This window comes from Streptomyces sp. SID13666, assembly GCF_010548325.1.
Classification (GTDB): domain Bacteria; phylum Actinomycetota; class Actinomycetes; order Streptomycetales; family Streptomycetaceae; genus Actinacidiphila; species Actinacidiphila fildesensis.
Genome location: NZ_JAAGLX010000009.1, coordinates 86,423 through 98,719 on the forward strand (window position 1 = coordinate 86,423; position 12,297 = coordinate 98,719).

General features: G+C 69.6%; 13 protein-coding genes. 6 read left to right on the forward strand and 7 right to left on the reverse strand.

Translation table 11 applies throughout. The annotated features are described in order from the left end of the window. Positions 1–13: 13 nt before the first annotated feature. Together G3I60_RS15135 and G3I60_RS15140 are read right to left on the reverse strand one after the other, a co-directional pair. A complete protein-coding gene (locus G3I60_RS15135; protein ID WP_164293998.1) occupies positions 14–259 on the reverse strand; it encodes a DUF397 domain-containing protein in 246 nt (81 codons plus the stop codon). Continuing rightward, positions 256–1,068, reverse strand: coding sequence for a helix-turn-helix transcriptional regulator (locus G3I60_RS15140; protein WP_164293999.1), 813 nt, complete (start codon positions 1,066–1,068; stop codon positions 256–258). The genes G3I60_RS15135 and G3I60_RS15140 overlap by 4 nt, the downstream gene beginning before the upstream one ends. 127 nt (positions 1,069–1,195) lie before the next feature. Here G3I60_RS15140 and G3I60_RS15145 point away from each other — a divergent pair, with 127 nt between their 5' ends. Continuing rightward, complete coding sequence (locus G3I60_RS15145; protein WP_164294000.1) at positions 1,196–1,633, forward strand: hypothetical protein; 438 nt, start codon at positions 1,196–1,198, stop codon at positions 1,631–1,633. A gap of 738 nt (positions 1,634–2,371) precedes the next feature. Here the strand turns inward: G3I60_RS15145 and G3I60_RS15150 are convergent. Further along, positions 2,372–3,601, reverse strand: coding sequence for a triacylglycerol lipase (locus G3I60_RS15150; protein ID WP_138353191.1), 1,230 nt, complete (start codon positions 3,599–3,601; stop codon positions 2,372–2,374). A gap of 252 nt (positions 3,602–3,853) precedes the next feature. On the opposite strand from G3I60_RS15150, the gene G3I60_RS15155 reads away from it, so the two are divergent. Further along, positions 3,854–4,207 (forward strand): cytidine deaminase, encoded by a 354-nt coding sequence (locus G3I60_RS15155; protein WP_164294001.1) that lies wholly within the window; start codon positions 3,854–3,856, stop codon positions 4,205–4,207. 24 nt (positions 4,208–4,231) lie between these two features. Here G3I60_RS15155 and G3I60_RS15160 read toward each other — a convergent pair whose 3' ends face one another. Next, positions 4,232–4,570: a P-II family nitrogen regulator gene (locus tag G3I60_RS15160; protein WP_138353193.1), complete on the reverse strand. Its 339-nt coding sequence runs from the start codon at positions 4,568–4,570 to the stop codon at positions 4,232–4,234. Beyond that, positions 4,567–5,895 carry an ammonium transporter gene (locus G3I60_RS15165; protein WP_164294002.1) on the reverse strand — a complete coding sequence of 443 codons (1,329 nt, stop codon included), beginning with the start codon at positions 5,893–5,895 and terminating at the stop codon, positions 4,567–4,569. Before G3I60_RS15165 ends, G3I60_RS15160 begins: the two co-directional genes overlap by 4 nt. Before the next feature lie 200 nt (positions 5,896–6,095). On the opposite strand from G3I60_RS15165, the gene era reads away from it, so the two are divergent. Then, entirely contained in the window at positions 6,096–7,046 is a 951-nt protein-coding gene (gene era / locus G3I60_RS15170) for a GTPase Era (protein ID WP_138353195.1), read from the forward strand. A 42-nt stretch (positions 7,047–7,088) separates the two neighbouring features. Here the strand turns inward: era and G3I60_RS15175 are convergent, their stop codons facing one another. Then, positions 7,089–7,355: a protealysin inhibitor emfourin gene (locus G3I60_RS15175; protein ID WP_138353196.1), complete on the reverse strand. Its 267-nt coding sequence runs from the start codon at positions 7,353–7,355 to the stop codon at positions 7,089–7,091. 47 nt (positions 7,356–7,402) lie between these two features. Next, on the reverse strand, positions 7,403–8,482 hold the full coding sequence (locus tag G3I60_RS15180) for a M4 family metallopeptidase (RefSeq protein ID WP_164294003.1): 1,080 nt from the start codon (positions 8,480–8,482) through the stop codon (positions 7,403–7,405). Positions 8,483–8,769: 287 nt separating this feature from the next. On the opposite strand from G3I60_RS15180, the gene leuA reads away from it, so the two are divergent. The 3 genes from leuA to G3I60_RS15195 all read left to right on the forward strand — a co-directional run bounded on the left by leuA (position 8,770) and on the right by G3I60_RS15195 (position 12,198). Continuing rightward, positions 8,770–10,557, forward strand: coding sequence for a 2-isopropylmalate synthase (gene leuA / locus G3I60_RS15185; protein ID WP_164294004.1), 1,788 nt, complete (start codon positions 8,770–8,772; stop codon positions 10,555–10,557). A 427-nt stretch (positions 10,558–10,984) separates the two neighbouring features. Continuing rightward, a complete protein-coding gene (locus tag G3I60_RS15190; protein WP_343241031.1) occupies positions 10,985–11,701 on the forward strand; it encodes a TerB family tellurite resistance protein in 717 nt (238 codons plus the stop codon). A gap of 149 nt (positions 11,702–11,850) precedes the next feature. Continuing rightward, the gene (locus tag G3I60_RS15195; protein WP_138353200.1) at positions 11,851–12,198 is read left to right on the forward strand and encodes a hypothetical protein; all 348 of its coding nucleotides are present in this window, start codon (positions 11,851–11,853) and stop codon (positions 12,196–12,198) included. The last annotated feature ends 99 nt before the right edge of the window (positions 12,199–12,297 follow it).

Sequence of the window (12,297 nt, forward strand, 5' to 3'; positions counted from 1 at the left end):
CTGACGGCTCAGCTCAGCTGGGCTGAGCGGCGGCGAATGCGACGAAGGCGGCCCAGGAGGAGGCGGGGACGGCGAGGGCCGGTCCCTGCGGGTCCTTGGAGTCGCGGATGTGAACGGTGGTGGGGTGGATGGCTACCTCCACGCACTCGCCGCCTTCGCCGCCACTGTGGGTGGACTTGCGCCAGTCGTAGGCGATCTCGATGCACTCGCCGCCGCTGCCGCCGCTGTAGGTGCTCTTGAACCAGATCAGGTCGCTCATGTCTCTCCCGCCAACTGCTTGATCAGAGCTGCGGATTCCTCGATCCCGAGGGCCTGCGTTCGGATCATTGCATAACGCTGGGAGTAGCGGGCCACCTCGTCCGGGTCGGAGATCAACAGGCTGCGCTCCTGTGCCTCCAGATAAACCAATTGCTTGTGCCCCGGGGTTTCAACCAGCGTCATTCCGCCATCAACGCCCGCATGCTCGCCGTGAGCCGAAGCCAGAACCTGCACGACCACGTTCCGCAGGGCCGCGCACCGCAGGATGTGGTCAAGCAGTTCGTGCATGCCGTCGCGGGTTCCGAACCGCCGCCGCAGTACGGACTCTTCGATCACGAAGCTGAACAACGCCACCGGCTTGCGGAAGAACAGCGTCTGCCGTGCGAGGCGCGCCTCGACCAGTCGCTCGACCTCCTCGTCCTCCAACGGGGGGAAGCGCGAACCGATCACGGCCCGCGCGTAAGCCTCCGTCTGCAGCAACCCATTCAGCATGTGCGTGCTGTACGACGAGACGCTCAACGCCTCCGCCTCCAGCTTCGCGAAGTCCTTGAAGAACGCCGGGTACCGGTCGTGAGCCAGGTGCTCAGTAGCGATCGCCAGAAGTCCACCCGCCTCCAGCGCCTCATCAGCCGCCGCGATGAACTCAGGCGACGGGATGCGCTCGCACGTCTCGACGGCGCTGACGTACGAGTCGGAGACATGTACCAGCTCGCCCAGCTGGGCCTGTGTGAGGCCGCGCGACTTGCGGAACGTACGCAATAGCTCGGCGAAGTACCGTGCGGTCCCCGAGGATCCAGCGCTCTGACCCATTCTCGCCACCCCACACCCGTCAGCTCGATTCCACACGTCTCCACGGGAGTTCGACCCGAACCCCCACCCAGCCTCTGTCGAGGTTCCGGTCCTGTTCAGGCTAGCTGTGCGTGCCGACAGTGGACGCATGAATACAGAAAGTAACCGAGTCAACGTCCTGCACCCATGGCTGCCGGTCTCCGGGCACCGGCTTCGCAAGGCCGGCGTCTTCTTCGACGCCGTCCGGGTCGCGGAAGAGGTCGGCGAGGAGCTGGCGACGCGGCTCGAAGCTCTCACGAACGGTGAACCGGGGCCGGTGATCGGGGAGTCGGCGGGGTGCCGGTGGATGTACTTCCTGGTTGCGCCCGGGAGTTCCGCGGGGCGCAGCTGGCCACCGGGGACCACCCGTCTGGGATCGGGCGGCCGCGACGCCTACGTCGGCATCCCCGCCCTCGCCGGTCTCACCTGGCCCCTGAGCTGGCGCTGCGCGCCTCGGCCCGACCGCCGGCTCGTCGACCCCGACCTCCTGCACGGAACGCTCTGTGCCCAACTCGGCTGGGAGCCGCGCCCGTTGGAGCGTGGTTGAGGTTCAGGCGGTGCGAAGTGCCCTTCTGCGGCGCTGCGCACCTTGACCGGGCGGAGGGGGAGGCCCCGGCGCTGCGCGCCTGCCAGTGAGCCGCCCCGCTGCGCGGCCCGGTGTTGTGCGGTGAATCCGGTCCGCTGCGCTCCCCGGGTGCGGAGTGAGGCCGGTCCGCTGCGCTCCCCGGATGGGGGCGCATCCTGACGCCTTGAGCCCCATGCGGCCGCAAGGGATCACCCCGTGCGCCTGGATGCCGCCTGAGCAGTCCTCCGGCCACACACGGTGATCCACATCGGGCCCGAAGGCGCCCCCTGAACCCCATGGGTCATCTCTCGTCACACTCGCCCCATATTTCGGCGGGGAGAGTGGGCCGGAGTCCGGCCACGGCCAGAACCCGCCACCGTCAGGGCACCTCCGGCCCCGACCACCCACCACTCGGCCAGGGGAGCGAAGCTGACCGGTTCGCTTCGCATCACCGGGCCGCGCAGCGGGTCGGCTCACTGGCAGGCGCGCAGCGCCGGGGCCTCCCCCTCCGCCCGGTCAAGGCGCGAAGCGACGCAGAAGAGCACTCCGCATCGCTCGAACCCCAGCCACCCACCCCCCGCACCCACCCCCCGCACCCACCCCCCCGCACCCACCCCCCGCACCCACCCCCCGCACCCGCACACGTACATGCACACGTACACGAACACACGAGAGGGGGCCCGCCCATCGGGCGAGCCCCCAACCCCTCCCCCCGGAGGGCTACTTGTTGAGTTCCAGCTGGTCGATGATCCAGCTGCCCAGTTCCTCCGTCATGAGGGTGTGTTCCTCGTTCTGGGAGGCGCACAGGAACGCGTCGAGCTCGCTTTCCTGGGACGGGATCGCGCTGATGTCGGCGTAGAGGTCCTCGTGGGTGTCGATGTCGCGGATGGCGACGGCGCTGACGGCCGGGACGAAGGCGATCGAGCGGTAGTGGGCGGTGGCGGGCTGGTCGGCGCCGTTGAGTTCGTCGGCGGCGATGCCGAAGGATTCGAGGGTTCCGCCGGGAGCTCCGTCCATTTCGGGCAGCCCTGAGGTGTGGACCTCCTTGGCGGTCTGGAGGAACAGCTTGAGGTAGGCCACGAGTTGGTTCTCGGTGTCGTCCTGGAGGTACAGGGCGGTGTTCTTGAAGAGGCCGCCGGTGATCTCCAGCGCCAGCTCACCGGCCGGGACGTCGTTGGGGGTGCCGGTACCGGAGCCGTTGGCGACGCCGATCTTGCGGATCCCGTTCGGGTTGAGGGGGCCGGTCGGCCACCATCCGTACTCCGCCAGCTTCGCGAGGAAGTCCGTACGGTTCTGGTGCTGGATGGGCTCCGCGGCGATGCTCGCCTTGTGCCGCCACATGAGTTCGGTGGCGGCCTCGCTGTTGATCATGTTCTGCATGCCGTCGCTGATCGGCGCCAGGAAGTGCGCCAGCCCCTGGAGGCTCAGCGGGATCCAGGCGCCCCGGTGCGGGCTGTCGTAGGAGATGTAGGTGCCGACCTCGTGGTTGCTGCCCTCGTGCTCCATCTTGGCGAGGGCGAACCGGGTGACGAGCCCGCCCATGCTGAACCCGCCGACCGTCATGAGGTCGCTCTTGTTCGCGCGCTGGTCCTTCGCGCGGTTGATACAGGAGATCGCGACCTCCGCGTTCTTCAGGATCGACGCGGACCGCTCGGCGTAGCCGAGGATGATCAAGTCATAGCCGCGGGCGCCCAGTTCGCGGACGAACGGGTACTCGCCGTGGTCCAGCCCTTCCCAGAACAGGAAGAGATTGCTCGGCCCCATCGAGAAGCCGTCGCTCAGGATGACGGGCTTCACCAGTTCCGTGTGGCCCTCGGCGTAGAACACCCAGGCGGTGCCGCCCTCGAACTCCCAGGTCTCGTCGACCACGGGCCCGACGTGCGGGTCGCCTGTCACGCGGGCGGTGGTGGCTCCCAGCGAGCCGAACGGTTGAACAGCAGGTCCGGTCATAGGTCGGTCCCCTCCTATGTGCCCCATGGGCCCGTGGGCCCCTCGTGCTGCCGGTGGCCGCCGGCGGTGTCCTCGGCGGCCATCGGGAACGTATCGCCGGGAGCGGAAGAAGTAATCCGAACATGACCGAACATCAGCAATAAGGCTAAAAGACGCTTATAGCGTGATCAGGTGGCCCATTAGGCCGTCTTGCGCACCGGGTTGGACCGCCGCCTCGGACGCCGTCCTCGCGGGCGCTTTATGCTCGCCGGTATGAGCGATGCGACCCCGCTGGGGCCCGAGGACCTGAAGATCATCACCCTGGCGCGGTCCGCCCGGGCCCGCAACGGCGTGCCCGAGGGCGCGGCCGTACGCGACGAGACCGGCCGTACGTACGTCGCCGGCACCGTCGCGCTGGACTCGCTGAAGCTCAGCGCCCTGCAGACCGCCGTCGCCATGGCGGTCGCCAGCGGCGCGCAGTCCCTGGAGGCGGCGGCCGTCGTCACCGCCGCCGAGACCCCGGCCGACGCCGACCGGGCCGCCGTCCGCGACCTCGGCGGACCGGAGACCCCGGTGCACCTGGCGGGCCCCGACGGGACGCTGCGCGTCACGGTCTCCGCGGGCTGACCGAAACCCCCGGACGCACAGCGCTCAGAGCGCGTCGGGTCCGCGCTCGCCCGTGCGGACCCGTACCGCCGTCTCGACCGGCACCGACCAGACCTTGCCGTCGCCGATCTTGCCGGTGCGGGCGGCGTTCACGACCGCCTCGATGACGGCCTCGGCGTCGGCGTCCTCCACCAGGACCTCGATCCGGACCTTCGGCACCAGGTCGACGCGGTACTCGGCCCCCCGGTAGACCTCCGTGTGGCCGCGCTGGCGCCCGTAGCCGCTGGCCTCGGTGACGGTGAGGCCGTGGACGCCGAGCTCCAGGAGCGCCGTCTTCACCTCGTCCAGCTTGAACGGCTTGATGACGCCGGTGACCAGCTTCATTCGGCGGAGCTCCTGTTCTTGGCGTGGGCAAGGGCCTGGGCGAGAGCCGAGGCGTGCACGTGCGGGGCGCCCTGCGAGACGACGCCGTGATCGTATGCCGACTCCGCGTGCACGGTCAGGTCGAGGCCGGTGAGTTCGTCCTCCGCCGATACCCGGAAGCCCATCAGCCGGTCGATGACCTTCCCGATCCCGTACGTGACGGTGAACGCGTACGCCCCGACGACCGCCACCGCGACGGCCTGCCTGCCGAGCTGGCCGAGGCCGCCGCCGTAGAACAGGCCCTCGGGGCCGCCGGTCATGGTGGCGGTGGCGAGGAAGCCGATGAGCAGGGTTCCGACGATGCCGCCGATGAGGTGCACCCCGACCACGTCGAGGGAGTCGTCGTAGCCGAGCCGGAACTTCCAGCTGACGGCGAACGAGCAGAGCACCCCGGCGGCCAGGCCCACGACCAGCGCCCCCATCAGGTCCACCGACCCGCAGGCCGGGGTGATCGCGACCAGGCCGGCCACCGCACCGGACGCGGCACCCAGCGTCGTGGCGTGGCCGTCGCGGCGCTTCTCCACGATCAGCCAGCCGAGCAGGCCTGCGCAGCCCGCGACCTGGGTGTTGAGGAACGCGGCCGCGGCCAGGCCGTTCGCGCCGAGTGCCGAGCCCGCGTTGAAGCCGAACCAGCCGAACCAGAGCAGCCCGGCGCCGAGCACCACCAGCGGAAGGTTGTGCGGCCGCATGGCCTCCTTGCGGAAGCCGAGCCGCGGGCCGAGGACCAGCGCCAGCGCCAGTCCCGAAGCGCCGGAGCAGACCTCGACGACGGTGCCGCCCGCGAAGTCCAGTGCGCCCAGTTTCGCCACGATCCAGCCACCGGTGCCGAAGACCCAGTGGGCCACCGGGACGTATACGAGAAGCGTCCAGACGAGCACGAACGCCACCCAGGCGCCGAACTTCGCGCGGTCGGCGATGGCGCCACTGATCAGTGCGGCCGTGACGACGGCGAAGGTCAGCTGGAACGTGGCGAACAGCAGCGTCGGGACATGGCCCGTGACGCTCGTCGGGCCGATGTCGTGCATGCCCAGATGGTCCAGGCCGCCGATCAGCCCGAGGCCGCCGGCGTCCGGGCCGAAGGCGAGCGAATAGCCCGCGACCAGCCAGACCACCGTCACCAGCGCGATCGACACGAAGCTCATCATGAGCATGTTGAGGACGCTCTTCGTGCGGACCATGCCGCCGTAGAAGAGGGCCAGGCCCGGTGTCATCAGCAGGACGAGCGCGGTGGCGGCGAGCAGCCAGGCGGTGTCTCCGGAGTCGATTCCGGCCGACAGATACGGCACGAGGACTTCCCTTCCCGGGGCGGCGGGGGGTGGTGCACGGCGGTGGATGGACCCGAGCCTCACGGTCGGCGGTTTCCGGATGTGGGCAGACGTGTTTCCGCCGTGTTTCGTGTTGCGGAGGAGTTTCCGGCAGCTCACATCCGGCCGCCGCCCGGGTTCACGGGTGCCGGTGTGACCCGGGCCCGCCGCGATCGGGGAGAATGGGCCGCATGAGCGCCAGTCCCCAGTCCTCCGAGGCCGTCCACCGGTCCGGCTTCGCATGCTTCGTCGGCCGCCCCAACGCGGGCAAGTCGACCCTCACGAACGCTCTCGTCGGCATCAAGGTCGCCATCACCTCAAGCCGGCCGCAGACCACCCGGCACACGGTGCGCGGCATCGTGCACCGCCCTGACGCGCAGTTGATCCTCGTCGACACCCCTGGACTGCACAAGCCGCGCACGCTGCTGGGCGAGCGGCTCAACGACGTGGTCCGCTCGACCTGGGCCGAGGTCGACGTGATCGGTTTCTGTGTGCCGGCCGACCAGAAGCTCGGCCCCGGTGACAAGTACATCGCCAAGGAGCTCGCCGGGGTCCGCAAGACCCCCAAGATCGCGATCGTCACCAAGACGGACCTGGTCGACGACAAGGTGCTCCGTGAGCAGCTGCTCGCGATCGCGGAGCTCGGCCGCGAGCTGGGCATCGAGTGGGCGGAGATCATCCCCGTCTCGGCCGTCGCGGACGTCCAGGTCGGCCTGCTCGCCGACCTGATCATCCCGCTGCTCCCGGAGGGCCCGCAGCTCTACGCGGACGGCGACCTCACCGACGAGCCCGAGCAGATCATGGTCGCGGAACTGATCCGCGAGGCCGCGCTCGAAGGCGTACGGGACGAGCTGCCGCACTCCATCGCGGTCGTCGTCGAGGAGATGATCCCGCGCGAGGACCGGCCGAAGGACAAGCCGCTGCTCGACATCCACGCCAACATCTACATCGAGCGGTCCAGCCAGAAGGGCATCATCATCGGCCCCAAGGGCGCCCGCCTCAAGGACGTCGGCACCAAGTCGCGCAAGCACATCGAGGCGCTGCTCGGCACGCCGGTCTTCCTTGATCTGCATGTGAAGATCGCCAAGGACTGGCAGCGCGACCCGAAGCAGCTGCGCAAGCTGGGGTTCTGACGGTCGTGGCCCCGAACGCCGGCCGGCGTTCGGGGCCACCCGTCACGCACCTTCCTTGAGCACCGTCTGGATCAGATCGCGCTGCGCGTCCGTCAGGTGCGGGTCCGCGCAGTGGACGGTGCGGCCGTCGACGGTGATCTCGTAGTGGAAACCGTCCGGCACCCCGCGGTCCGGCGCGGAACCGCCCTGCTCGACGGCCTCAAGGGCCACACCGTGCAGATGAGCGGCATCGGGCCGGCCGGTGGTGTCCAGCACGGCCCGACGCTCGATTCCGGCGAAGCCGCCGGAACGGATGACTTCAATGCGCACGGTGCTCCTCAGCCCTCGTGACCCCACGTGCCGTCCGGCCGTCAGGTCTAGCGCGGGAGGTCCGCGCCATTGCCCGTCGACGTCGGGACGCCGACCTGCGACCACGCCTTCAGTACGGCCTGGTGCGCCTCACCTTCCCCGAACCGCGCCTGAGCGGCGGAGACGGTCAGCCGGGCGAACTCGGCGAACGTCGCCTTCGTGGAGATCTCCCCGCCGGTCAGCACGTCGTACCAGATCTGCCCGGCCTTCTCCCAGGCATACCCGCCGAGGGACTCGGCCACCAGGTAGAAGGCGTGGTTGGGGATGCCGGAGTTGATGTGCACGCCGCCGTTGTCACGGCCGGTCGTCACATACTGGTCCATGCTGCCGGGCTGCGGGTCCTTGCCGAGCTGGGGGTCGTCGTAGGCCGTGCCCGGCGCCCTCATCGAGCGCAGCGCGTCACCGTGGATGTTCGGGCCGAGCAGTCCGGCGCCGATGAGCCAGTCGGCCGTATCGGCCGTCTGCTGCAGCGAGTACTGCTTGATGAGCGAGCCGAACACGTCGGACATCGACTCGTTGAGCGCGCCCGACTGGCCGAAGTAGGTCAGGTTCGCCGTGTACTGGGTCACGCCGTGGGTCAGCTCGTGGCCGATCACGTCGATCGGCAGGGTGAAGTCGAGGAAGATCTCGCCGTCGCCGTCCCCGAACACCATCTGCTCGCCGTTCCAGAAGGCGTTGTTGTACCCCTGGCTGTAGTGCACGGTCGCGTTGAGCGGCAGGCCCTGGTCGTCGATCGAGTGCCGTCCGTACGCCTTGAGGTACAGCTCGAAGGTGGCGCCGAGACCCGCGTGCGCGCGGTTGACGGTCTGGTCCTTGCTGTCCTTGTCGACCTCGCCGCGGCACTTCCGGCCCGGGAGCGCCGTCTGGTGCTTGGCGTCGAAGATCGTGCGTTTCGGCTGGTCGGAGACGATCGCGCCGGCGATGGAAGGAGCGCCGATGACGGTGGTCAGCCGGCGGTGAGTGCGCTCGTAGGCATCCCGTTCCAGGGTGCGGCGGCCGAGATCGGAGAGTGCGCGGTCCTCGGACGTGGCCATCTTGTCGAGGACGTGCGGAGGAATGATCGTGCAGAAAGTAGGTGTCGCGTCCATGGCGGCAATGTGGCACGTGGCGACGGGACTGTCACTGCTTGCGACGATGATTACTGAAAAGGGACGGAAGATCATGGTTTTACTGGACAGAACCACTCGTCTTGCATACTGAGAGGGAGCGCGCTTCGGGTGCGATTTCCGAGCGGGCTCGGCTATGGTCGTCCACATCATGCGTTTCGGGCTGCTTCTCCTTAGCTGCCGCGGCGAGGGCCTGTAGTCGTAGGCCGACCCCCTCCCCGCGGAGTTCTGGCGTGCGCATCGCCGTCGGCCGTACTGGAGCCGGACCCATGAGGAGCCCACCGCAGATGTCCCAGAACCCCGCGAATTCCGTAGGCCGCCCCACGCCCATCACGGCGGCGAGCGTGCGCCAGCGCCCCACCTCGATGCCGATCCACAAGTACGCGCCCTACGACGCCGTCGACATCGCCGACCGCACCTGGCCGAACGCGCGGATCACCAAGGCGCCGCGCTGGCTCTCCACGGACCTGCGGGACGGCAACCAGGCGCTGATCGACCCGATGTCCCCGGCGCGCAAGCGGGCGATGTTCGATCTGCTGGTGAAGATGGGCTACAAGGAGATCGAGGTCGGTTTCCCGTCGTCCGGCGAGACCGACTTCGCGTTCGTGCGCTCCATCATCGAAGAGGGCGCGATCCCCGAGGACGTGACGATCTCCGTCCTGACGCAGGCCCGCGAGGAGCTGATCGAGCGGACCGTCGAGTCGCTGGTCGGCGCCCGCCAGGCCACCGTGCACCTGTACAACGCGACCGCGCCGGTCTTCCGCCGGGTGGTCTTCCGCGGCACCAAGGAGCAGGTCAAGGCCATCGCCGTGGACGGCACGCGGCTGGTCATGGAGTACGCGGAGAAGATCCTGGGCTCCGACACGGTCTTCGGCTACCAGTACAGCCCGGAGATCTTCACCGACACCGAGCTGGACTTCGCCCTGGAGGTCTGCGAGGGCGTCATGGACGTCTGGCAGCCGGAGGCCGGCCGCGAGATCATCCTGAACCTGCCGGCGACCGTCGAGCGCTCCGCCGCCAGCACGCACGCCGACCGCTTCGAGTGGATGTCGCGCAACCTGTCGCGCCGCGAGAACGTGTGCCTGTCGGTGCACCCGCACAACGACCGGGGCACCGCGGTGGCCGCCGCCGAGCTGGCGATCATGGCGGGTGCGGACCGGATCGAGGGCTGCCTGTTCGGGCAGGGCGAGCGCACCGGCAACGTCGACCTGGTCACCCTGGGCATGAACCTGTTCAGCCAGGGCGTGGACCCGGAGATCGACTTCTCGCAGATCGACGAGATCCGCCGCACCACCGAGTACTGCAACCAGATGGAGATCCACCCGCGCCACCCGTACGCGGGCGACCTGGTCTACACGTCCTTCTCCGGCTCCCACCAGGACGCCATCAAGAAGGGCTTCGAGGCGATGGAGGCCGACGCGGCCGCCGCCGGCAGGACCGTCGACGAGATCCCGTGGGCGGTCCCGTACCTGCCGATCGACCCGAAGGACGTCGGCCGCTCCTACGAGGCCGTCATCCGGGTCAACTCGCAGTCCGGCAAGGGCGGTATCGCGTACGTCCTGAAGAACGACCACAAGCTGGACCTGCCGCGCCGGATGCAGATCGAGTTCTCCAAGATCATTCAGACCAGGACCGACGACGTGGGCGGCGAGATCACGCCCGCCGAGATCTGGGCGTCCTTCCGCGACGAGTACCTGCCGACGACGGAGAACGCCTGGGGCCGCATCGAACTGCGTTCCGCCCAGGCCGAGACCACGACGGACGGCGGCGACGCGCTGACCGTGGAAGCCGTCGTGGACGGTGTCGCGACGGTGCTCAACGGTCGCGGCAACGGTCCGATCTCCGCGTTCTTCGACGCGCTGTCCTCGGTCGGCATCGACGCGCGGCTGCTGGACTACACCGAGCACACGCTGAGCGAGGGCGCGAGCGCCCGGGCGGCGTCGTACATCGAGTGCGCGATCGACGGCAAGGTGCTGTGGGGCATCGGCATCGACCCCAACACCACGCGCGCCTCCCTGAAGGCGGTCGTCTCGGCCGTCAACCGGGCGGCCCGCTGAGTGACGCCTTCGGGTGAGTACATCCGTTCCTGAGCCCGTCCGGCCGGCTCGCGGACGAACTCCTACGGCAACGGCCGCGGCGGCCTTCACGGGCCCGCCGCGGCCGTTGGCGCGTCCGGGAACCTGGGCGGAACGGACCCCGGAACGTGCCCGGTACGCCCGGAAACCCCTGTCCTGTGCCCACCGGCCGCAGGGGCGCCGGCCAACAGCGAGATCACGTCAATCCTCTTCCCGGGCCGACCCGCTGTGACCTGCTACGACTCCGTGCGGAGGCGGCCGATCCGGAAATCCCCCCTTACGCGGTACTGACTGCGCGTCATTGGTGTGGCTAACATCACGGCAGCAGTAACGGCACCGTTGCCGAGGCGTTACGCACATGTGCGTGCCGGATCGGTGCGTACCGGGACGAAACGCCGGAGGGTGCAACGTGGTTCAGCTGCGAGGGCTGTGCTTCTGGGGTGTGCGCACCGCATGGCACACCGAGGACGACGGCGAGTTCTTCTGCCCCGCCTGCGGTGGCGACCGTGCTTATCACCGGCGCAGCGGCACACGGCGCCTCACCGTGCTCAACGTTCCCCTGCTGACGCGGGGACCGGCCGGTGTGGTCATCGAATGCAGCGGCTGCCACGGGCACTTCGGTGCCGAGACGCTCGACCACCCCACGACGGCCCGGTTCTCCGCGATGCTGCGCGACGCCGTCCACACCGTCGCACTCGCCGTGCTGACGGCGGGCGGGGCCACGGGCCGGCCGGCCCGGGAGGAAGCCGTGCGCGCGGTGCGCGCCGCCGGCTTCGCCGACTGCACGGAGGACCAGCTCCTCGGACTGCTGGCGGCGATCGTCGCCGACGCGGGCCGGTTCCCCGGCGCCGCCGACGCCCTCGGCCCCGACTCCTTCGCCGACGCCCTCGACGGCTGCGGCAGTTGGCTCTCCATCGAGCTCCACGAGGCCCTGGAGCCGCTCTCCGCGCACCTCGCGCCCCAGGGGCGCGAACGGATCCTGCTGCAGGGCGCGCGGATCGCCCTCGCCGACGGTCCCTACCTTCCCGCCGAGCGGGAGGCGCTGGTCGCGGTCGGCCGCTGTCTGTCGCTGCCCGCGGGGGACACCGACCGGCTCCTCGCCGAGGCCGCGGGCGCACCGTCCTGACACAGCCCCCGGATGCCGGGCGGCGCGCCCCCCGGGCGCGGCCGTCCGGGTGACAGTGAATCGTTTCCGCAGGTCGGTGAGGTGCAACGCCGGCGCATCGACGGAAGGGCTCAGGCGTTCAGTACGCCTTCTCACAGGAGCCTGTCCCCATGCGCATTCGTCATTCGGTCGCCGCGTCCCTCGGCGCCCTCGCCCTCGTCCTGACCCTGTCCGCACCGGCGGACGCGGCCGACGGGACCTTCGTCTACACGTACTCCGGCCTGGACGGCAGCCCACAGTCGGCCACCTTGGACAACCCGCCGAACCGGGAGTGCATCACCCTCCCCGAGGTCGCCGACCCGTCGTCGAGCTCGCCCGCGCACTCTCCGCTGAACCGCACCGACGCCACCGCCGTCGTCTTCACCGACCCCGGCTGCGAGGGCGACTCCTACCGGCTGCGGCCCTTCACCGGCCACGGCTCCGAGCGGCTGAAGCTGCGCTCCGTCCTGTTCGTCTGACCGTCCTGCTGCGCCCCGGTACGAGCCGCTCGCAGCCCGTACCGGGGCACAGCGGTCTTGCACGGGCCAGGGTGCCCGGAGGCCCCTTCCCGTACCGGA

What these genes read in the sequence shown, in the direction of transcription:
- G3I60_RS15135 (WP_164293998.1), bottom strand. Translation starts at nt 259, where the DNA reads ATGAGCGACCTGATCTGGTTCAAGAGCACCTACAGCGGCGGCAGCGGC.
- G3I60_RS15140 (WP_164293999.1), bottom strand. Translation starts at nt 1,068, where the DNA reads ATGGGTCAGAGCGCTGGATCCTCGGGGACCGCACGGTACTTCGCCGAG.
- G3I60_RS15145 (WP_164294000.1), top strand. Translation starts at nt 1,196, where the DNA reads ATGAATACAGAAAGTAACCGAGTCAACGTCCTGCACCCATGGCTGCCG.
- G3I60_RS15150 (WP_138353191.1), bottom strand. Translation starts at nt 3,601, where the DNA reads ATGACCGGACCTGCTGTTCAACCGTTCGGCTCGCTGGGAGCCACCACC.
- G3I60_RS15155 (WP_164294001.1), top strand. Translation starts at nt 3,854, where the DNA reads ATGAGCGATGCGACCCCGCTGGGGCCCGAGGACCTGAAGATCATCACC.
- G3I60_RS15160 (WP_138353193.1), bottom strand. Translation starts at nt 4,570, where the DNA reads ATGAAGCTGGTCACCGGCGTCATCAAGCCGTTCAAGCTGGACGAGGTG.
- era (WP_138353195.1), top strand. Translation starts at nt 6,096, where the DNA reads ATGGGCCGCATGAGCGCCAGTCCCCAGTCCTCCGAGGCCGTCCACCGG.
- G3I60_RS15180 (WP_164294003.1), bottom strand. Translation starts at nt 8,482, where the DNA reads ATGGACGCGACACCTACTTTCTGCACGATCATTCCTCCGCACGTCCTC.
- leuA (WP_164294004.1), top strand. Translation starts at nt 8,770, where the DNA reads ATGAGGAGCCCACCGCAGATGTCCCAGAACCCCGCGAATTCCGTAGGC.
- G3I60_RS15195 (WP_138353200.1), top strand. Translation starts at nt 11,851, where the DNA reads ATGCGCATTCGTCATTCGGTCGCCGCGTCCCTCGGCGCCCTCGCCCTC.